An 18123-nucleotide genomic window follows, 5' to 3' on the forward strand; every position below is an offset into this window, starting at 1 on the left:
GTACAGGTTCCGCGCTACAGGCCCAGCGCTTCTTGCAATTGCCGTGCCGTCCAGCGCCGGGGCTGCGCGGGCCATTCTTCGAGCAGCGCGAACATCCTTGCGTTGCGCGGCGCCTCCAGATCCTGGTCTTGCGCGAGCCGCACGACCTCGCCGCTGAGCGCATCGATCTCGGTGCGCCGCCCGAGCGCAAGGTCGTCCGCCATGCTCGAGCGGGCCTTGGTGTCGATGCGCAGCATGCGCGCCGCGACGATGCGAAACAGCCAGTCGGGCAGCCGCAGCACCGTAGACAGCCGCTGCGCCGGCACCGCGGCCACCTGCGCCGGCGCGATGCCGGCGCTGCCCAGCACGCCCAGCGCCTCGTCGATCAGCGCCGCGAAGCAGCGCCGGTAGCCGCGCTGCAGCAGCTCGTCGCGCAGCGGCAGGCCCGAGAGCGCATTGACGGGATTGTTGAGGTTGAGCAGCAGCTTGCCCCATTGCACGGGCAGCAGGTCGGGATACAGGTCGAGCGGCACGCCCGCCCGCTCGAAGACCGGCAGCCAGGGCCGCAGCGCCGCATCGTCCTGCGCCGCCAGGCGGCCGGCCGTTCCGCGGTGGAAGGCACCAGGCCCGATCTCGGCCACGTTGTACGGCACCATGCCCGGCAGCACCTGGAGCGTGGGCCCCACGCGCGACGCCGCGGCGCAGTTCGAGATGCCGTTCTGCAGCGAGACGACCAGCGTGCCCGCGGGCAGCGCAAAGGCGAGCTCGGCGGCGGCATCGGCGGTGGCGCCGCTCTTCACGCACAGCAGCACCAGCGCCGGCACGGCACCAACGGGTACCTGCTCGCTCAGACGAAGGCTCGCGGCAGGCAGGCGATGCGTGCCGCCTTCCAGATCGGTGAGCGCCAGGCCGTGTTCCGCCAGGCCCTGCAGCACGCGCGGACGGCCGACGAAAGTCACCGGAACCCCTGCCGCCGCCAGGCTGCCGCCCACGAAGCAACCGATGGTGCCCGCCCCCATCACCAGCACTTCGCCGGGAGGCCGGTCGAGCACCTCGGCTTGGGCCATCAGGTGCGTTCCGCCACCCAGGCTTGCACCGATTGGAGCGCCGCCGGCAGGCCCGCGGCATCGGTGCCGCCGGCCATGGCCATGTCGGCCTTGCCGCCGCCCTTGCCACCCACCTGCTGCGCGACGAAGTTGACCAGCTCGCCGGCCTTGACCTTGCCGACCGTGTCGCTCGTGACGCCCGCAGCCACCTGCACCTTGGCGCCGTCGACCGCGGCCAGCACGACCACGGCCGTCTTGAGCTTGTCCTTGAGCTTGTCCATGGTGTCGCGCAGCGTCTTGGCGTCGGCCCCGTCGAGCTTGGCGGCCAGCACCTTGATGCCGTTGACGTCGACCGCCTGCGCCAGGAGCTCGTCGCCCTTGGACGACGCGAGCTTGCCCTTGAGCGAGCCCACCTCGCGCTCCAGTGCCCTCACCTGCTCCAGCACCTGCGTGAGCCGGCCCTGCAGCTCGGCGGCCGGGGACTTGAGCGTGGCGGCCACGCTCTGCACCGTGGCTTCGAGCTCTTGCAGGTAGCTGAGCGCGTTGGCGCCGGTGACGGCTTCGATGCGCCGCACGCCGGCGGCCACGCCGCCTTCGCTCACGATCTTGAACAGGCCGATGTCGCCGGTGCGGCCCACGTGGGTGCCGCCGCAGAGTTCGCGGCTGCTGCCGATGTCGAGCACGCGCACGCTCTCGCCGTACTTCTCGCCGAACAGCATCATGGCGCCGGTCTTCTGGGCCGACTCCATGTCCATCACGCGCGCATGCGTCTCGGTGTTGGCAAGGATTTCGGCGTTCACGCGCTTCTCGATCTCCAGGATCTGGTCGTGCGTGACGGGTGCGTTGTGCGCGAAGTCGAAGCGCGTCTTGTCGGCATCGACCAGCGAGCCCTTCTGCTGCACGTGGCCACCCAGCACTTCGCGCAGGGCCTTGTGCATCAGGTGCGTGACCGAGTGGTTGCGCATGGTGGCGGCGCGGCGCGCGGTATCGACCGCGGCCCTGACCGTGTCGCCCACCTTGAGCGCGCCCTGGGTCTGCGTGCCGTGGTGGCCGAACACGTCGGCCTTGATCTTCTGCGTGTCTTCCACGCCGAACTGCACGCCTTCGGCCACGAGCACGCCCTGATCGCCGACCTGGCCGCCGCTCTCGGAATAGAAAGGCGTGGTGTCGAGCACCACGATGCCGGGCTGGCCTTCCTTCAGTTCCTGCACCGCGGCGCCCTCGAAGTACAGCGCCACGACCTTGGCGTTTTCTTCGAGGCTTTCATAGCCGGTGAAGACGTTGCCCGCGCCGCCGTATTCGACGTTGCGGTCCATCTTGAACTTGCCGGCGGCACGGCCCGCGGCCTTCTGCTTTTCCATGGCAGCGGTGAAGCCCGCCTCGTCGACACTCACGCCGCGCTCGCGGCACACGTCGGCCGACAGGTCGAGCGGGAAGCCGTAGGTGTCGTGCAGCTTGAAGGCGACCTCGCCCGGCAGCGTCTTCGCATCGCCGGCCAGGGCCGCATCGAGAATTTCCATGCCGTTGGCCAGCGTCTCGAAGAAGCGTTCTTCCTCGGCCTTCAGCGTTTCGGTGATGCGCTTCTCGTCGGCCACGAGCTTGGGGTAGGCCTCGCCCATCAGCGCCACGAGGTCGGGCACCAGCTTGTGGAAGAACGGCTTCTTCTGGCCCAGCTTGTAGCCGTGGCGGATCGCCCGGCGGATGATGCGGCGCTGCACGTAGCCGCGGCCTTCGTTCGAGGGGATGACGCCGTCGGCCACCAGGAACGAGGTGGCGCGGATGTGGTCGGCGATCACGCGCAGCGAGTTGTTGCCCAGGTCCTTCTCGCCGGTTTCGCGCGCGGCGGCCTTGACGAGCGCGTCGAAGATGTCGATCTCGTAGTTGCTGTGCACGTGCTGCAGGATCGCGGCCAGGCGCTCCAGGCCCATGCCGGTGTCCACGCAGGGGGCGGGCAGCTTCCTGACCGAGCCGTCGGGCTGCATGTCGAACTGCATGAACACGTTGTTCCAGATCTCGATGTAGCGGTCGCCGTCTTCGTCCGGGCTGCCAGGCGGGCCGCCGGGGATCTCGGGGCCGTGGTCGTAGAAAATCTCGGAGCACGGGCCGCAGGGGCCCGTGTCGGCCATCATCCAGAAGTTGTCGGACATGTAGCGCCCGCCCTTGTTGTCGCCGATGCGCACCACGCGCTCGGGCGGCAGGCCGATTTCCTTGGTCCAGATGTCGTAGGCCTCGTCGTCCTCGATGTAGACCGTGGCCCAGAGCTTGTCGGCCGGCAGCTTGTAGACCTGGGTCAGCAGCTCGAAGGCCCAGGTGAGCGATTCGCGCTTGAAGTAGTCGCCGAAGCTCCAGTTGCCCAGCATCTCGAAGAAGGTGTGGTGGCGCGCGGTGTAGCCCACGTTCTCCAGGTCGTTGTGCTTGCCGCCGGCGCGCAGGCAGGCCTGGACCGAGGCGGCGCGAACGTAGGGGCGCTTGTCTTCGCCCAGGAACACGTCCTTGAACTGCACCATGCCCGAGTTGGTGAACATCAGCGTCGGGTCGTTGCCCGGCACCAGCGAGCTGGAGGCCACCACCGTGTGGCCCTTGGAGGCGAAGAAATCGAGAAAGGTCTTGCGGATGTCCGCGACCGTGAATGTGGGCTGGCTCATCTTTGGATTTCGTCTTCTGTCGAGGGCGGCCTGGCGATGGCGACCCTCTCGTCGAACCCACGGCGTCGAACCGACCTGACTGCTTGATTTGCTTGAACAAACGATTATAGGTTTTGCCACCGGTCCGCGCCCCCGCCGGGAGCGGCGCCGGCGCTGCGCGGGCGCCAAGGCTAATATGGGAATTAGCGCGCAGAACCAAATGCGCCCGGCTTCGTCCCATTCATTTCAACGTGAATCAAGGAGCATGCATGGCAGGCCATGAGGCGGCACACTGGAAGATCGAGGATCTGGATTTCTCCCGCATCGCGCGCGCGGAGGTCCGCCAGGACGAAAATCTCTTCTACCTCGTGGCCTGCGCCTCGTTCGTCGAAAGCGGCTCGGACCTGTACACCCAGAACCTGGTCGACTTTTTCCGCGGCGACGACGAAGTCACCGCGTGGCTCGCCCAGCACTGGGAAGCCGAGGAGCTGCAGCATGGCAAGGCCTTGCGCGCCTACCTGTCCCACGTCTGGCCCGAATTCGAATGGGAAGGCGCCTTCCGCGGCTTTCTGGAGGAATACGCCACCTATTGCAAGGTGGAGCTTCTCGCCCCGACGCGCGGACTCGAGATGACCGCGCGCTGCGTGGTCGAGACCGGCACCGCCAGCTACTACCGGGCCCTGGCCCGTGGCACGACCGAACCGGTGCTGCGCGACCTGGCGAGCCGCATCGCGGCGGACGAGGTCAACCACTACAAGCACTTCTACCGCTTTTTCCGCCGCTACCGGCAGCAGGAAAGGCTGGGCCGTTTCCGCGTGCTGGGCACCCTCGGCCGGCGCACGCTGGAACTCAAGAGCGAGGACGCCGACTGCGCCATTCGCCACGTGGTGCGCGCCCGAGACCCCGAGCGTGCCGGCGACACGGCCTACATCCAGCAGCTGAGCACGCGCATGAGCAGCACCGTGCGCACCCACCTGAGCCCGGGCACCACGCTCAAGATGCTGATGCGGCCCCTGGAATTGCCCGCCAGGGTGGAGACCGTGATCCAGTACCCGATCAGGCAGTTCATGGAGCACGTCTTTCTGCGCTGACGGGCCTCGTCGAAGTGCCCTTTTCTTGTCCTTGCTCAAATCCGTCGTTCTCATGGCAGCTAACCTGCCTGTTCCTCCTGAGAGGGGCTGAAGCGTGGTAGCACCAGTCCCCCAGGCTTTTCCGGGTGAACAACCTGTTGAGACAACACCTCTGGCTGGACATTCTCATGAAAGCTCATTTCATCGGTGGCGGCATCGGGTCGCTTGCGGGTGCCGCCTTCCTGATCCGCGATGGCGGCGTCGTTGGTGGCGACATCACCATCTACGAGGGGTTGCCGCTGGTTGGCGGCAGCCTCGATGGCGCGAGGGTGACGGACCACGCTTATTCCCTGCGCGGAGGCCGCATGCTGACCACGGACCACTACGAGTGCACCTGGGATCTTCTGAAGGGTATCCCGTCGATCAGTGATCCGAACAGGACCGTTTACGAGGAAACCGTCGCCTTCAACGACGAGATAAAGGCACATTCGCAGGCGCGCCTTGTCGACCACAACTGCTTCAAGATCGATGTTTCCACCATGGGCTTCACCATGCAGGACCGCATCGAGCTGGTCAGGCTTGCTGAAACGTCCGAGGAGAAACTTGGCGCAAGCCGCATCGCCGACTGGCTCTCGCCGCAGTTCTTCCAGACGAACTTCTGGTACATGTGGCAGACCACTTTTGCCTTCCAGACCTGGCACAGCGCCGTCGAGCTGAAGCGCTATCTGCATCGTTTCATGAACGAATTCCCGCGCATCGAAACGCTGGGAGGTGTCAAGCGCACCGTCTACAACCAGTTCGATGCGATCGTGCGCCCGCTGCTGGAATGGCTTCAGCAAAAGGGCGTCCGTTTCGAGAACGGCGTGCGCGTCACCGACATGGACCTGATCGACGAGGCCGGCAAGCTGCGTGTGGCCGCCCTGTCCATGAACCGTGGCGGCAAGGCGGAAACGCTCAAGGTGGAAGACGGAGATCTGGTGTTCTTCCAGAACGGCTCGATGACCGACGCCTCCAGCCTGGGCACGATGACGAGCCCGCCGAAACGCCTGACAAAGGCCGATAGCCATGGTTGGGAGCTTTGGGAAAAGATCGCAGCAGGCAGGCCGGAACTGGGCAACCCCGCCGCCTTCAACAGCTCCATTCCTGAATCCTACTGGGAGTCATTCACCGTCACCTGCAACACACCCGCCTTCTTCGAGCGGATGGAGCAGTTCTCGGGCAACAAGGCGGGCATCGGCGGCCTTGTGACATTCAAGGATTCGAACTGGCTGATGTCGGTGGTGCTCTACCACCAGCCGCATTTCATCGGGCAGCCGGCAAACCTGCAGGTGTTCTGGGGCTATGCCCTCCATCCGGACCGGGTCGGCAACTTTGTGCCGAAGCCGATGTCGGAATGCAGTGGCGCCGAGATCTTGCGCGAGCTGTGCGGCCACCTCAATTTCGATCCCGCCGTCTTCGATGGTGCGACCTGCATCCCCTGCAACCTGCCTTACATCACCAGCATGTTCATGCCACGCGCGAAGGGCGACCGACCGCTTCCGGTGCCGACAAATTCGAAGAACCTGGCCTTCATCAGCCAGTTTGTCGAAATTCCCGACGACGTGGTCTTCACCGTGGAATATTCGGTCCGTGCGGCGCAGACGGCGGTCTATCAGCTCCTGGGCATGGATCGTCAGGTCCCGCCAATCACCCGGCACGACAAATCGATCAAGGTGATCGTGGACTCGATTGAAAAAGCCTTCGCTTAGCAGGCCGTTGAGGTACCAGGTGCGCCGAAGTCCGAGGCATTCGGTTGCGCGATTACGCGCGTTGCGCGTTCGCGGCCGTCGTTCCTGATCATCAGGAGACACGGTAGAATCCGCGCCTGCTGCGGGTGTAGTTCAATGGTAGAACGGCAGCTTCCCAAGCTTCATACGAGGGTTCGATTCCCTTCACCCGCTCCAGATGCTCAATAAAATCAGTAACTTAGAGCATCTTTGGCACAACACCCAACTACATACCCTACTACGTGAGTAGATCAGCGGATGAAGTTGTATTCGGGGCCGATGTCGCGTGTGGCTTCGCTCGCGCCAGGAACCTTTACTAAGTCCCGATAGAAGCCCAACGAGAGCCATGCCTGCAACTGAGTTGGCTCTAGTGATCTCGCATCAATTTGATCGGCAGGGTGCTTGCACCTGTCTGCTTCGACACCGACAAAGTGCCGGACCGCCTCTTTTCCGGCGGCGATCATTGCCCGATACGCATCGCCTCGGACCTCGGGATCCCTCACCTGCCCCAGCTGAATCCCCAGTCGAACAATTTGCGTGACAGATTCGGTGCCTTCGCTCGCCACCGGCCGCACAGCCGAAATCTCGATCCCACACATGCCCATGTCGTTGGATTCCTTGGTCACGATCAGCAAGGGCAAGCCATGCTTTGCAATCTGCAATGTCTCAATCGTCGCGGTCATTTGACCTCCTTTTGTTGAGCGGCAATCATAGGATCGAGAACGAAAAAAAGCCCGCCGAAGCGAGCCAGGTCAGCGCCCTGCTGAATTCACTACAACGTCGACGCGCTGATAGACCAGCGCGTTTAGGCGGCCCCGCTGGGCGCTCACTTGCGACGGTAGCTCTTAGCGCCGCTATCGCTTAGACAGTACTCTCCGCCCCGAGGCCCAACGCAGATGCGCCCTGAACGGCAACTGCATCCGGTGTCGCCTATAGCGCGCGCGGCTGGCGCTGGCGTGGAGTTCGCGGTGCCGCCCATTTCGGCAATACAGCTCTTTTTGGAGCCACTAATCGAACCGTCATTGCACACGAATATTTCGCCGTTGCAACGAGCGACGCCGCCCTTGCTCCCCGAGCATGGGTAGTTGGCTGCGTGAGCGGATAGCGTCAACGCGCTCGCGATTGCAAGCAACACCAGTCTCATGTCCGTCATTCGAGTTTGCTGCCAGCCTATCACTCCCCGCCCAGTAAGCGCCCAAGGCGCTTGGTAAGGGTCATTGAAAAACCCGCCGAAGCGGGCTTTCGTGACGGTCAGGGCCGTAACGACATCAAGCCAGGGCGCGCGCGAACTTTTGCAGCCCCGTCTCCGGTATGGTGGCATCGCTGCCGATGGCGCGTACCGTGGCATTGAACGCAGGCACTGCCAAGACGTCCCAGCCCGCTGGCGCTCCTTTGCGCAACTCGGTCAGCTCACGCATAAGCACGGCTGACTCCACGTCCCAACTGCGCGCCTCCAGGTCCAAATAGCCGCACTTTGCTCGAAGGTGGCGCTCGGCCTTGACCGCCGGATGCATGAGCAGAGACACAGCAGCCGCAGCTGCCAGAAGAACGCCCGCAATAGTCGCCACACTTGGAACGCTCTGCATGGTGGCGACAGCAACTGCACTGCCTCCGACGAGTTGCACAAAATTTAGGCACAGATCAATCCGCCCGTACAGACGCTCACACAGGTGGTTGAACCAGTACCCGTAGCGAACTTGCGAGACCAGCTCGCCGTGAGTCACTGCTTCAGGGGCTCCGATGGTCATCTTGGGCTGATCGTTGTTGCGCGGGCGCGGGCGCAGGCGCCGCAGGTGGCGGGCTCGCCGGGAGCCGCTCCGGGGGTATTTGCGTCTTTACGTCGGAAGGTTCGATTTGAAGGTTCATGGGTGCCCTCGATAAGCCGTTGTAGTTGGTCTGACCAGCAGCATCGTAGCCCCAGCACCGGACGCTTGCCAACAGCTCGTTACACAGCACACTCCCACGCGGCCGGCTACCGTGCACAACGAGCATCTGTTCACCGAGCTAAATCCAGCGCGTGCCGCACGTTCACCAGCACTGGCATCTTGTCGGCAAGCGCCCGGCACACGTCAGCAGCAAGCGCCGCACGCGCATCGTCGCCGATGGGCTGCCCCGCATGCGGCTCCAGCGCATCGGCCGCCTGATTCGCCAGTTCCAGCGCAAGGCTCTGCAGCAGTGCGGAGCGGGCGCGGTCTGAGTGGGTGAGGCTTTCCATTTTTCTATTCCGTGAAGATCAAAGATGCGTCAGTTCGACGCGCTGGTGGGAGAGCCGCAAACCGGCCGCTGAAAGTGGCGGGTGCCGAGCCGCTGCTACGTCGCATCCACTGGGTTGGGGGTAGCCGGCGGCAGGTAGCCCCGCAATCTGAACGCGCCTCCCTTCATCGAACTGAGCGTGTCGCGAAGCTGCGCTGCTGTGGCTCGATCCGGTGCCGAAGCGGATGCGCTTTTTGAAATTCGGTCGGCTTCGGAAATTGCCTGAACCAGCAAGCTGAAAATGTCCATCGGTCATGCCTCCAGGGGTGGCACAGCGATGCGCTGGTGCGACTGTAGAGAGATTGCCATCACCATCAGTTCGCTCGCCGCGATGCGCAGTTCTTGCGCAATGCTGGCGATGCTGGGGTGCCGCAGATCGGTGCTTTCGAGACGCGCACGCTGGGCCGTCAGTGTCTTAATGGCACGATCCAGACTGCTGAAATGTGTTTCGCTCATGTTTTTTCTATGTGGTGCACGGTGCGCCGGGGCTCGCGCTATCGACGCCGTGCCGTCGAAAATTCAGAACCAATCCTCTTTCGAGAGTTGATGCCCCTGGCCTGGAAGATCGCGCCAGGCCACCGCGTGAATGGCGCGCGGTGCAAAGTGGGACTTCCTCTGCTCACCGACGCCGCGCGCGCCGGAACAATCCAACCGTTCATGTCCCGCCAGGTTGCCCGCTGGCACGGGTGTGCTTCAGGTTGCAGCGCCGTGCTGCAACCCTCGTTCAATGAGTGCGACAGCAACCGCCGACAGCGATGCGCGCCGGCCACACTGTTCAAGTTGGTGACGCACGGCCTCGATCTGTTGGCGCTGCTCTGGCTTCAGAACTAGCGTCAGTTTTTCCGTCAGCCTGGGGCAGTTCTTCTTTTCCATGGGGCTCACCAGTTCGTTGCCCAGCTTGAGCTTCGCCGCTGCACACGGCGACGCGCCCGAAGCACACCGCGCAGGAATCGCGCCGCAACTTCGGCCTGGGTGGGCGTCTTCAGCTTGTCGGGGAAGCGTCGCTGCAGCGCAGCCGGCACATCGTCCTTCGCATCGAACGGCATGGTGCCGGGGATGTCGATCAGGACGCGCGGGCGATGTTCATCAGCACCAGCGCGTTCGAACGTCCTGGCCGCAGCAAGTGCACGCATGACGGAAGGGCTGAATGGCGCGCCGTCTTCTTGCTCGGCTTCAATCTCTGCCACCAGTTCAACCGGTGGCATCGCGGCGTCGCGATTGGTCCGACGCCTCATTGCTTCGATCATCACGCGCGGGCGCATTACGCTGCTACCGTGAAAAAAGCGTCAGGGTCTGCAATGACCGGCTGCATGGTGGCAAACACAGTCACCACCAGCGTGCCCTGCACGTCGCGCCGTTCAACGAGGACGCGCAGTTCTTCTTCCACCGCACAGCCTGCGCGGTAGAACGCGCCGGCAATGGTGGGCGTCACCACATCGGTCAGTTCGGCAGCGATGCCTGCGGCGCGCAGTACGCCATCAGCACCCACCGCAGCACCCGCTGCTGTCGAGCCGATGACGGCGCGCAGTTCGCCAAACCGCAGGCCATGCGCAGCGGCTGCGGCCAGTGACCATGCGCCGGGGGTCGTGGCGATGACGGTGGACAAAACGCGCTTGTCGATCTGCTTGGCGTAGCCGCGCACGATGGCTTGGTTGATGACGAATTCCAGATCGTCTTCCTGCATATTGCGCTGGTCGGCTCGGCTGATTTCGACGCGCCACGCATCGGAGGCATCGCCGTATTCCGCACCGAATTCCGCGCTCAGCAGGGGCAGTGCGCTGGAGGCCACGTCTGCGCCGTCCGCGACGGCTGCGAAGTTCGCTGCGGTCACAACCTGGTAGCGGCTCGGCCGCTTGTAAAACGCCTGGATGTTCTCGCCGCCTGGAACCGGTTCGGGCGGCGGCATGAAAATGATCTTGGCGCCCGCGCGAGCCACCAGAGACTCAGCCAGGATTGCCGCGCTGTAGGTGGCCTCGCCAGCGGGCCGCTGCAGATCGCGCAACGAGAACGCGCGCGCCGAAGTGCCTGGGAGCGCCGGCAGCAGATCGGACATGCGCAGATCGCCAGCGACGGCGGCATGAGAACGCCCGTTTGCCATTGCGGTGCGTGCGCCAGCGAGAAGGCTTCGCAGCGCGCCCTGGCGTGCGCCGCCGACATTGCGACTGCCCAGCGAACGGTCCAGGTCGCGCAGAACTCGCGGTGATGCGGCACGGGTCATGTGCTGCGAGAGGAACGCGTGGCTTTCGGGGGTGAGTTGGATTTCGTCTTCGTTCATGATGGGTTTCTTGCAGGCCCTAGTGGTGTTGTTCTGATTTTCTGAAGTCAGGACTTAGAAATCCTCCGGTGGGATTTCCAAATGCAGGCGCCAACACGAGCAAAATGTCAATCACGCAAATTCGCGATTGGCTGGCACTTTTCTTCCGCCTAGATTCCGGTCTCAAAGAGAAGGAGACAGAGATGCCGCAATACTGTGTCAATCGCAATCCGCAGCTCAACGGCGACCATGAAGTACACGCGGATGGCTGTATTTACTGGCCTCATCCGCAGAATGTGCAACCGCTCGGCTTTCATTTCTCTTGCGCTCCCGCTGTGCAAGCGGCTCGCGCTTACTTCTATCAAGTTAACGGGTGTCGAACCTGCTCCCCTCCCTGCCACACGCAGTAGTTGAGATTGCTCGCCGGCTTCGGCGTTGCACTCGCCACCAGTTGCGCTACTCGGCGTTCGGTCAAATCAAAGATCACCGCCAACTCGGAACGATGAACGCCGGCTGCGGCAAACTTCAGTAGCTCGCGATTTCTAAACGCGGCTGCCACGCTGCTGCAGTTCGCAACCTGCAACGTCTCGCCGCCAAAGTGCTGGCAGATTTTTTCCGCGTCGGCGCGGCCCAGGATGATCACTAGGCGGTGGTCATCGCACAAGCGCTCGACGCGGGGTGCGTACAGCGTCACGCGCCATGACTTGCGACCAGGTGCGCCGCCGAAGTGGCGCGGCAATTGACCGATCAGGAATAGCGTGCGTTCGCGGCCGATGACATCGGCGATTTCCTGGGCGACGCCTGGAAGCAGAGCCATCAGGCTGCGCGCCTCGCTTGAGCCGCGCCGGCAGCCATCATTGCGGCTGCGCGCGTGAGGCCGTTGCGTAGAAAGAGGTTTGAGAATGCCTCCAGGTCCGGATCGCCTGGCTCTTTCGCAAGTGACGACAGCCAGCCGATTGCGACGGTCTGCCCTGCGTCCGGCTTCCTCGTTGCACGCTGCGTGATCTTGCGGCCGGCCAGCAGGTAGGTGAGCCACCCGCAATCGTATTTGTTGCGCTCCAGACGAGGCAAAGCGCCTTCCTCGTGCATCTGCGTGACGCGCCGCGCGCTGAGATTGAAGATGTCGCCCAGCTCGGTGGCGGTCATCGCGTAGAGGGGTTCACTCATGATTTGATTTCTCGGTTAGAAGTAGAAGTGCTGAAAAAACAGGCACCCAGTTGTCCTATGTAGCGGAGACCATGCCTCCGCAGGTAGTCCACCCCTGGAAAGGACCCGGAGGCATGGGGGGGGGGTGCCACCAGGCTGGAGACACGCAGCAAGCCCGATCCCAGCCCCGTGGCCGCGTTGTTCGTGCGCGGTGATGGGCAGGGTTCCGCCTCCAGTGCGTGATGCATGGCGGGGTGGTGCGTTGCGCCGTGCGCGAGGTTGGAACAGTTGGAACGGTTGCTGCATATGGGACGTATTGCGTGCGTGCGTGTGTACGTCGCAAATAGTGAAACTGTTCCAACCCTTCCAACTTGCGTTTAAACGGCCCAATTCACCCTCCGCATTTCATCGTGCGTGAGCTGGATGCCCGAGTAGCGAATGCCGCCTGAACGGCGCTTCGACACACCGCGCAGATTGGTGATCCGCGAGCCCCACGCGGTCATGCTGGGGGCGTGTTCGCCGCGCGCCTTCTTCCAGTTGCTGAAGCTGGTGTACAGGTGGCCGGCTTGCGCTTCGCCCTGCATCTCGCAGCATTCATCAACCCACTGCTGGAGGTCATCGTGATCCGCCATGTAGTCGGCCGATGCATCGCGGACTGACGCCGGTACGGCAAGCCCATCGGTCTGCCACTTCAGCGCGCCCTGAACGATCCACGCGAGGATTGCCGGTGCTTCGGCCTTCAGCTTGTCCAGCATGTACGGGTCGCGCTCCACGCCCTGGAAGCGAGCGTTGAACGGCACAAGCAGCATGCGGCGGGCAATCGCTGGATCACCACCACGCAACCGGGGTTTGAAGTTGCCCACGATGACGTGCTTCTGCGTCATCTGGAATTCGAAGAAGTCGCCGCGCATGAAGCGTGCCGTTAGCGTGTCGTCGCCGGTCAGCTCTTTGATAAGGCTTTCATTGAAGAAAGAGTTTTCGTCCAGCTCCGACGACACCGCCAGGCGCTTGCCACGCAGCTGGGCCAGCTCGGTGGGATGTCGCTCACCCTTCGACTGCATCAGCGCACTGGCGGGCATCTTCAGCGTGTAGCTTCCGCCGAGCCACTGCACAAACTCCGTGAGCACCGATTTGCCGTTTGCCCCCAGGCCATACAGGAAATGAATCACCTGCTCGCGCCGGTCGCCGCTGATCCAGTAGCCCATGGATCGCTGCATGAACTCGATCAGGTCACCGTCGCCGACAAACACCTGCTGGAGGAAGCGATGCCACGTAGGGCACGAACCCGCGAAGTCGGGCGCGACCCTGGCGGCCTGCGTCACGAATTCGATGCCGCGCGTGCGCAGCTTTCCAGTGCGTAGGTCCACGATTCCGGCCGGCGTGTTGAGGGCCATCGTGTCCGCGTCCCACGCCGATGTCGGCACCACCATGCCGGGATCGGCCTGCGCCAGCGAGAGGGCTGCATTTACCGTGCGGGCCGACGCCAAGCGGCGCGCTTCAGCATCAACAGCAACCCCCGCCGCAGCGATGCGACACACCCGCCGCGCCACGTCATAGCGGCGCAAGTTGTCGTCTCGCGCCCACGTAACGCCGTTGTCAAGCATCCAGCCGAGCCCATGGCTCCATCGCAGGTTGGCGGCGCACTGCACGAAATCGAGCGCCAGGGCGTCATCGCTGTACTCTGGCGGCAGCAGCGGCGATGGATCGCCCTGCTTAGGATTTGCAGGCACTGGTGGCGACACCCGCGCAGGAACATCCTCCACCAGCTCCACGGGGACACGGCGGGGCGCAGCCTTGGGTGGTGATGGCGGCTTGTGCTTAACGCGCGGAGCTGTTGGCGGCAATGGCGGTGCCCCCTGCGGCTGCACACCCTTGCCCGCAATGAAGTCGTCAATCGAAATCATTTGCCGGCAGCCCTTTCCTTCGGATGAACCCATCCGATGCCCCGCAGGGCGTCTTCAACGATGCGGCGAACCTCTGGCGCGGCATTCCTGCCCCGGCACCGCCATGCAAAGTCGCACGCCGGCATCAAGCCCCAGCTGGTGCGCATCGCGACATCGCGCAGCGTGGCGTCCACGATCCTGGCGCGGCTTTCGATTTCCTGCTGTTCGCGAACGACAGCAGTCACTTCTAGCCATGCCGCGAACTTCTCAACCGTCAGCAAGGGTTTCGCGCTCATTTCGACACCCCCGCCAGGAACCCGCGAATGAAAGAGATTTCAGCGCGCTGCTGGTCCATGATTTGGCGTGTCTGCGCGAGTTGTGCCGCGAGACTTACCAACGTAAAATCCAACCTACGAAAGCTGCGCTGTGCTGGCCTGTTTTCCAGAAACCCCAAGGATTGCCGTCCCTGGGGTTTCGCATTTGTGGGGTTCACGATGCTTCACCCACTTTCCGCGTCTGCGATTCCTGCCAGGCGCGAACATCCGATTGCCGCCAGGCTGTCATGCCGGCAGAAAGCTTGATGGGCTTGGGGAAAGTGCCGGCCGCAACCGCGCGCCAAAGACTGGCGTGGCTGCCTGGGAAAAACCCTTCCGAAAGTAGGCGTTTTTGCCGGATGAAAACTTCGAGTTCTGCTGTTTGCGTGGTAGGCATTTTGAGAGTCCATGTTGTCTAAACCGGACTCAATTGTCGCCAGCGTGCAACAACATGCAATAAAGCGGCGTGAATCGCGATGAATGCCGATGAATTCACGCTCAGATTCTTCGAGGGCGCTCTTTACCTCGCGAAAACTAGAAACAGTTTGTAAATTTTCAACGTGCCGGCTTCGCGCAGAACACTGCCCATTCAGCCATCAGCTTCTTGCGCTTCTGGAAGAGGTCGCCCCGTCGATAGGCCGCCTCCACTTCGGATTCAATCTGATGCGCCAGCGCCATTTCAACCACTTCGCGCGGGTAGTCGGTTTTTTCTGCCACGTAGTCGCGGAACGTGCTGCGAAGACCGTGCGTTGTGATGCGCTCGCCCTTGGCATCGACGTAGGGCATGCCCTTGAGCATTTCCAGCAGTGCAGCACTACTTAGCGGCTTGCCTGGCTTCGTGCCGGGAAACACCCATTCACCTGGCGCTTCCGCTAGCTGTTCTCGAAAGATCGCGACGCACTGGCGGCTAAGCGGCACGCGGTGTTCAACCTCCATCTTCATCCGGCTGGCAGGCACGACCCACAATCCGGCGTCCAAATCAATTTCGGACCACTTCGCTTCTGTGACTTCGGACGCGCGCAAGGCGGTGAGGCTTACCACTGCCAACGCGCGTGCGCTGGAGTTGTTGCGCGCGCGCAGGTCACGCATGAACGTGGGCATTTGCGCGAACGGAAGCGCTGGATGGTGGCGAACGGTCTTCACCTTCGTGGGACTCGGCAGCACCTTGTCTAGAAAATCCTTGAAGCGTGCCGGGTTCTCTTTGCCCTGCCTATAGCCGTGGACGGTCGCCCATCCGATGGTGCCGCGCAGAACCGTCAACAGTTTCTCTGCCGTCTCGGTTTTCGTCTCCCATATCGGCTTCAGCACCGCGAGGATGTGTGCCAGCTCGATGTCTGCCACCAGGATGTCGCCGATGTGCGGGTAGGCGTAGGTTTCTAGCCAGCTCTCGCGCCGCTCGACGGCCTTCTTGTCCTTCCATTTGGACTGCATGGCCTTGATGTATGCGCCCGCCGCTTTCCTGACCGTCATGGCGGCCTCGCGCTGAGCCATCGCACGGCTTCGTGCGGCGATTTTCTCGGCCACGGGGTCCACACCCTCGCGGACCTTCACGGCAAGGGCTTTGGCGGCCTCTCTGGCAGCCGCCAGCGTGACTACCTGGGCCGAGCCCACGCCGAAATCGCGGCGGTGCTGCACGACCTTGCCGGCCGCATTAGTGCGCGTGCCCACCGTAAGCCGCGCCACCCATGATCGCGCCCCGGACTCGGTGATTTGAAGATGAAGGCCAGGCGCACCGCCTACTGCGTGCAACCCAGGTTCTTTCCTGGCGGCAACGGCCTTGACGGATAGCTCTTTGGCGGTGCGGGGCATGGCTCAATCCTTTAGATGAAGCCAAAGTCTACCCCACTAAATAACCCACTACAAACTTGGTATGAAGCGTGATTGGCCGATACGGCATGTGGTGGTCACTAGCCAAACTCCCCAATGAAACAAGTGCGTTTAAACGCCATGAGAGATTTGATGGGACAACATGGGTTCGGTTCCTTTTTCCCTTCACCCGCTCCATCAGCCCCGCTCGTCCCGCGCACCCTCACAAGCGCCGTGCGAGCTTCGACCGGCTCTCCTGCGTCCGCATCCTGTTGATCTCGGCGATGCCGTCCTTGGTGATGCGCATCACGATGGCATTGCGCGCGTTCTTGTACTTGCCGGAGCCATCCAGCGCCGGGGCTATTTCTGCTTCGATCAGACCCGTCGCCTTGAGGATCGATACATGTCGAACATCTTCGGGCGTCACCACTTTCTTCGGCAGCGAGGCGTGTTGAAGGCTCATCAGGAAAATCAGGGGCATGCGGATCCCTCGATCGCGTTGTTGCTGCCGCAAATGTTCCTTCGCGTGAGATTCGAAAAAAGTATTTAACCGCCGCATCGGCTTGTCGGACACCAGCCAGCCGGCGTGTAGCAAAGACGCCAACTCAAGTGCCCCCTCCATTGCGGGGGGCTCGCAGCCAGGCGCCTGCGCGGTACCTAGCCTGCCAGATCGAAACAGCAGCCCGCGTAGTACGGCTGGTCGCCGCCATCGACGAACGGCACTTCGATGGGCTTGCCTTCGTTGCGCCAGGCATCGCGGCGCTTGTAGCCGGCGTCCCTGAGCTCGGCCCACAATTCCTCGACGTGCTGGATGCGGTAGGGGCAGAACGCGATGCCGATGCTGTTGATCGTGTAGATGGTGCGCTCGGGGTGGACCGCCGTCGTGTTCAGCACGATGCGCTTCGGCTTCACGGCGAGCGTTGCAAGAGTTTCTGCAATCCGCTGCGGCAGGTACTGCAGGCTGCCCGAGGCATACAGCACGTCGCAGCCGCTGGCGCCTGTGTAGTCGGTGGTGAAGTCCAGTTGCGCGGTCGCCTCGCGCTGCACGGCCAGTTCCTTCCCCGTTTGCACCACCCCGGGTACGTCGCAGACCGTCCAGCGCAGGCCGTCCGGATAAGGCAGGACGCGGCGGAACGCGTAGTACTTGATTCCCACGTGGCCGCCCAGATCGAACACGCGCCGCATGCCCTCGTCGAACGATCTCGCGAGCCAGAAAAGACCGGGATAGTCGTAGAAGTAGATCTGATGGCTGTAGAGCTCGCCGGCCGCCTTGGCGTTGCTGTAGCCAACGGCCTTCGACTCCGGTGCGCCGGCCTCCGCGGCGGCAAAGCTCTCGAAAGAGCCCATGAAGAGGTTCTCGGTCTCGTTGACCAGGAACTTGCGCCGATAGGCTTCGACGCGGTGACGCAAGGGCAGCAGGTTGGGAAGCATGAGCTGGTTTCCTCTTTGGCTGAAAGAACACCACCCCGCAGCGCCTCGGCAACCGTTTGACGCTGCGCGGAGAAATGCGAAACCCGAATCCTATCGATTCGGGCACCGCGCGCGGAAGAACCTCTTCGCACCGTGCCGGCAAAAACCGGCGCTTTTCAGACTTGCTGCGAAGCAACGAATTTCAAATTGCAATCAGAATGCCACAAACCCCATTGATTCATTAAATTTACCAAAACCCCGGCTTGATCCGACAAACCAACGAGGCAGCCGACTACCCCGGAGTTACAAAATTTCCGTGTCTCTCCGTGAATAACTTCACATTCCCCCAAAGCCAAGGCAATTAATAGCTACCGCATCTTGTGCAAGTAGCGATTACATCCCTTGCCCTTCGCAGCCCCGCCTGATCAGCTTCTGGTCGACAAGCTGCGGTATCCGGCGCAGGCGATACCGGGCAGCCGGCACTCCCCTGTTTCGCCTCTACCTGCCCCCCCATTTTGCAGACCTATTCAGCTTGCGCAGCAGCGGTTTGCCATGTTTTCGGCAGGCCTTTT

The 18123-nt window shown here is 62.8% G+C and carries 20 protein-coding genes and 1 tRNA gene; 3 read left to right on the forward strand and 18 right to left on the reverse strand.

Features of this window, described 5'->3' with window-relative positions; genetic code table 11:
- Nucleotides 1-14: 14 nt before the first annotated feature.
- Together VAPA_RS16085 and alaS are read right to left on the reverse strand one after the other, a co-directional pair.
- The gene (locus VAPA_RS16085) at nucleotides 15-1046 is read right to left on the reverse strand and encodes a 2-dehydropantoate 2-reductase (RefSeq protein WP_021007819.1); all 1032 of its coding nucleotides are present in this window, start codon (nucleotides 1044-1046) and stop codon (nucleotides 15-17) included.
- Nucleotides 1046-3670 (reverse strand): alanine--tRNA ligase, encoded by a 2625-nt coding sequence (gene alaS / locus VAPA_RS16090; protein WP_021007820.1) that lies wholly within the window; start codon nucleotides 3668-3670, stop codon nucleotides 1046-1048. The genes VAPA_RS16085 and alaS overlap by 1 nt, the downstream gene beginning before the upstream one ends.
- A 248-nt stretch (nucleotides 3671-3918) precedes the next feature.
- Between alaS and VAPA_RS16095 the strand changes: the two genes are divergently transcribed.
- From VAPA_RS16095 to VAPA_RS16105, 3 genes are all read left to right on the forward strand, one after another.
- Nucleotides 3919-4740: a ferritin-like domain-containing protein gene (locus VAPA_RS16095; protein WP_021007821.1), complete on the forward strand. Its 822-nt coding sequence runs from the start codon at nucleotides 3919-3921 to the stop codon at nucleotides 4738-4740.
- A 167-nt stretch (nucleotides 4741-4907) separates the two neighbouring features.
- On the forward strand, nucleotides 4908-6467 hold the full coding sequence (locus tag VAPA_RS16100; protein ID WP_021007822.1) for an oleate hydratase: 1560 nt from the start codon (nucleotides 4908-4910) through the stop codon (nucleotides 6465-6467).
- 121 nt (nucleotides 6468-6588) lie between these two features.
- Nucleotides 6589-6662 (forward strand) — tRNA-Gly (locus VAPA_RS16105).
- 74 nt (nucleotides 6663-6736) lie between these two features.
- Here VAPA_RS16105 and VAPA_RS16110 read toward each other — a convergent pair.
- From VAPA_RS16110 to VAPA_RS16170, 16 genes are all read right to left on the reverse strand, one after another.
- Entirely contained in the window at nucleotides 6737-7168 is a 432-nt protein-coding gene (locus VAPA_RS16110; RefSeq protein WP_021007823.1) for a hypothetical protein, read from the reverse strand.
- A gap of 585 nt (nucleotides 7169-7753) precedes the next feature.
- A complete protein-coding gene (locus VAPA_RS16115) occupies nucleotides 7754-8233 on the reverse strand; it encodes a hypothetical protein (RefSeq protein WP_041946137.1) in 480 nt (159 codons plus the stop codon).
- A 248-nt stretch (nucleotides 8234-8481) separates the two neighbouring features.
- Entirely contained in the window at nucleotides 8482-8700 is a 219-nt protein-coding gene (locus VAPA_RS16120) for a hypothetical protein (protein ID WP_021007826.1), read from the reverse strand.
- Between the two features lie 95 nt (nucleotides 8701-8795).
- Nucleotides 8796-8987: a hypothetical protein gene (locus VAPA_RS34495; RefSeq protein ID WP_155248075.1), complete on the reverse strand. Its 192-nt coding sequence runs from the start codon at nucleotides 8985-8987 to the stop codon at nucleotides 8796-8798.
- 3 nt (nucleotides 8988-8990) lie between these two features.
- Entirely contained in the window at nucleotides 8991-9194 is a 204-nt protein-coding gene (locus tag VAPA_RS16125; RefSeq protein ID WP_021007827.1) for a hypothetical protein, read from the reverse strand.
- A gap of 237 nt (nucleotides 9195-9431) precedes the next feature.
- Nucleotides 9432-9611: a hypothetical protein gene (locus VAPA_RS34500; protein WP_155248076.1), complete on the reverse strand. Its 180-nt coding sequence runs from the start codon at nucleotides 9609-9611 to the stop codon at nucleotides 9432-9434.
- Between the two features lie 5 nt (nucleotides 9612-9616).
- Nucleotides 9617-9988 carry a hypothetical protein gene (locus tag VAPA_RS16130; protein ID WP_155248077.1) on the reverse strand — a complete coding sequence of 124 codons (372 nt, stop codon included), beginning with the start codon at nucleotides 9986-9988 and terminating at the stop codon, nucleotides 9617-9619.
- Nucleotides 9989-9999: 11 nt separating this feature from the next.
- Nucleotides 10000-11013 (reverse strand): hypothetical protein, encoded by a 1014-nt coding sequence (locus VAPA_RS33580; protein WP_051255331.1) that lies wholly within the window; start codon nucleotides 11011-11013, stop codon nucleotides 10000-10002.
- 340 nt (nucleotides 11014-11353) lie between these two features.
- Nucleotides 11354-11809, reverse strand: a complete 456-nt coding sequence (locus tag VAPA_RS34505; protein WP_021007831.1) for a hypothetical protein — start codon at nucleotides 11807-11809, stop codon at nucleotides 11354-11356.
- Nucleotides 11809-12159, reverse strand: a complete 351-nt coding sequence (locus VAPA_RS16145; RefSeq protein ID WP_021007832.1) for a hypothetical protein — start codon at nucleotides 12157-12159, stop codon at nucleotides 11809-11811. The genes VAPA_RS34505 and VAPA_RS16145 overlap by 1 nt, the downstream gene beginning before the upstream one ends.
- A gap of 356 nt (nucleotides 12160-12515) precedes the next feature.
- Nucleotides 12516-14042 (reverse strand): DNA primase family protein, encoded by a 1527-nt coding sequence (locus VAPA_RS16150; protein ID WP_021007833.1) that lies wholly within the window; start codon nucleotides 14040-14042, stop codon nucleotides 12516-12518.
- Entirely contained in the window at nucleotides 14039-14317 is a 279-nt protein-coding gene (locus VAPA_RS34510) for a hypothetical protein (RefSeq protein WP_155248078.1), read from the reverse strand. The genes VAPA_RS16150 and VAPA_RS34510 overlap by 4 nt, the downstream gene beginning before the upstream one ends.
- A gap of 193 nt (nucleotides 14318-14510) precedes the next feature.
- Nucleotides 14511-14732: a helix-turn-helix transcriptional regulator gene (locus tag VAPA_RS33935; RefSeq protein ID WP_021007835.1), complete on the reverse strand. Its 222-nt coding sequence runs from the start codon at nucleotides 14730-14732 to the stop codon at nucleotides 14511-14513.
- 158 nt (nucleotides 14733-14890) lie between these two features.
- Entirely contained in the window at nucleotides 14891-16144 is a 1254-nt protein-coding gene (locus tag VAPA_RS16160; RefSeq protein WP_021007836.1) for a tyrosine-type recombinase/integrase, read from the reverse strand.
- 220 nt (nucleotides 16145-16364) lie between these two features.
- A complete protein-coding gene (locus VAPA_RS35185) occupies nucleotides 16365-16763 on the reverse strand; it encodes a hypothetical protein (RefSeq protein ID WP_230558878.1) in 399 nt (132 codons plus the stop codon).
- 35 nt (nucleotides 16764-16798) lie between these two features.
- Complete coding sequence (locus VAPA_RS16170) at nucleotides 16799-17572, reverse strand: TIGR04325 family methyltransferase (protein ID WP_021007838.1); 774 nt, start codon at nucleotides 17570-17572, stop codon at nucleotides 16799-16801.
- Nucleotides 17573-18123: the final 551 nt, after the last annotated feature.

The sequence above is a fragment of the Variovorax paradoxus B4 genome, from assembly GCF_000463015.1.
GTDB lineage: Bacteria > Pseudomonadota > Gammaproteobacteria > Burkholderiales > Burkholderiaceae_C > Variovorax > Variovorax paradoxus_E.

What these genes read in the sequence shown, in the direction of transcription:
- VAPA_RS16085 (WP_021007819.1), bottom strand. Translation starts at nt 1,046, where the DNA reads ATGGCCCAAGCCGAGGTGCTCGACCGGCCTCCCGGCGAAGTGCTGGTG.
- alaS (WP_021007820.1), bottom strand. Translation starts at nt 3,670, where the DNA reads ATGAGCCAGCCCACATTCACGGTCGCGGACATCCGCAAGACCTTTCTC.
- VAPA_RS16095 (WP_021007821.1), top strand. Translation starts at nt 3,919, where the DNA reads ATGGCAGGCCATGAGGCGGCACACTGGAAGATCGAGGATCTGGATTTC.
- VAPA_RS16100 (WP_021007822.1), top strand. Translation starts at nt 4,908, where the DNA reads ATGAAAGCTCATTTCATCGGTGGCGGCATCGGGTCGCTTGCGGGTGCC.
- VAPA_RS16110 (WP_021007823.1), bottom strand. Translation starts at nt 7,168, where the DNA reads ATGACCGCGACGATTGAGACATTGCAGATTGCAAAGCATGGCTTGCCC.
- VAPA_RS16115 (WP_041946137.1), bottom strand. Translation starts at nt 8,233, where the DNA reads ATGACCATCGGAGCCCCTGAAGCAGTGACTCACGGCGAGCTGGTCTCG.
- VAPA_RS16120 (WP_021007826.1), bottom strand. Translation starts at nt 8,700, where the DNA reads ATGGAAAGCCTCACCCACTCAGACCGCGCCCGCTCCGCACTGCTGCAG.
- VAPA_RS34495 (WP_155248075.1), bottom strand. Translation starts at nt 8,987, where the DNA reads ATGGACATTTTCAGCTTGCTGGTTCAGGCAATTTCCGAAGCCGACCGA.
- VAPA_RS16125 (WP_021007827.1), bottom strand. Translation starts at nt 9,194, where the DNA reads ATGAGCGAAACACATTTCAGCAGTCTGGATCGTGCCATTAAGACACTG.
- VAPA_RS34500 (WP_155248076.1), bottom strand. Translation starts at nt 9,611, where the DNA reads ATGGAAAAGAAGAACTGCCCCAGGCTGACGGAAAAACTGACGCTAGTT.
- VAPA_RS33580 (WP_051255331.1), bottom strand. Translation starts at nt 11,013, where the DNA reads ATGAACGAAGACGAAATCCAACTCACCCCCGAAAGCCACGCGTTCCTC.
- VAPA_RS34505 (WP_021007831.1), bottom strand. Translation starts at nt 11,809, where the DNA reads ATGGCTCTGCTTCCAGGCGTCGCCCAGGAAATCGCCGATGTCATCGGC.
- VAPA_RS16145 (WP_021007832.1), bottom strand. Translation starts at nt 12,159, where the DNA reads ATGAGTGAACCCCTCTACGCGATGACCGCCACCGAGCTGGGCGACATC.
- VAPA_RS16150 (WP_021007833.1), bottom strand. Translation starts at nt 14,042, where the DNA reads ATGATTTCGATTGACGACTTCATTGCGGGCAAGGGTGTGCAGCCGCAG.
- VAPA_RS34510 (WP_155248078.1), bottom strand. Translation starts at nt 14,317, where the DNA reads ATGAGCGCGAAACCCTTGCTGACGGTTGAGAAGTTCGCGGCATGGCTA.
- VAPA_RS33935 (WP_021007835.1), bottom strand. Translation starts at nt 14,732, where the DNA reads ATGCCTACCACGCAAACAGCAGAACTCGAAGTTTTCATCCGGCAAAAA.
- VAPA_RS16160 (WP_021007836.1), bottom strand. Translation starts at nt 16,144, where the DNA reads ATGCCCCGCACCGCCAAAGAGCTATCCGTCAAGGCCGTTGCCGCCAGG.
- VAPA_RS35185 (WP_230558878.1), bottom strand. Translation starts at nt 16,763, where the DNA reads ATGGAGGGGGCACTTGAGTTGGCGTCTTTGCTACACGCCGGCTGGCTG.
- VAPA_RS16170 (WP_021007838.1), bottom strand. Translation starts at nt 17,572, where the DNA reads ATGCTTCCCAACCTGCTGCCCTTGCGTCACCGCGTCGAAGCCTATCGG.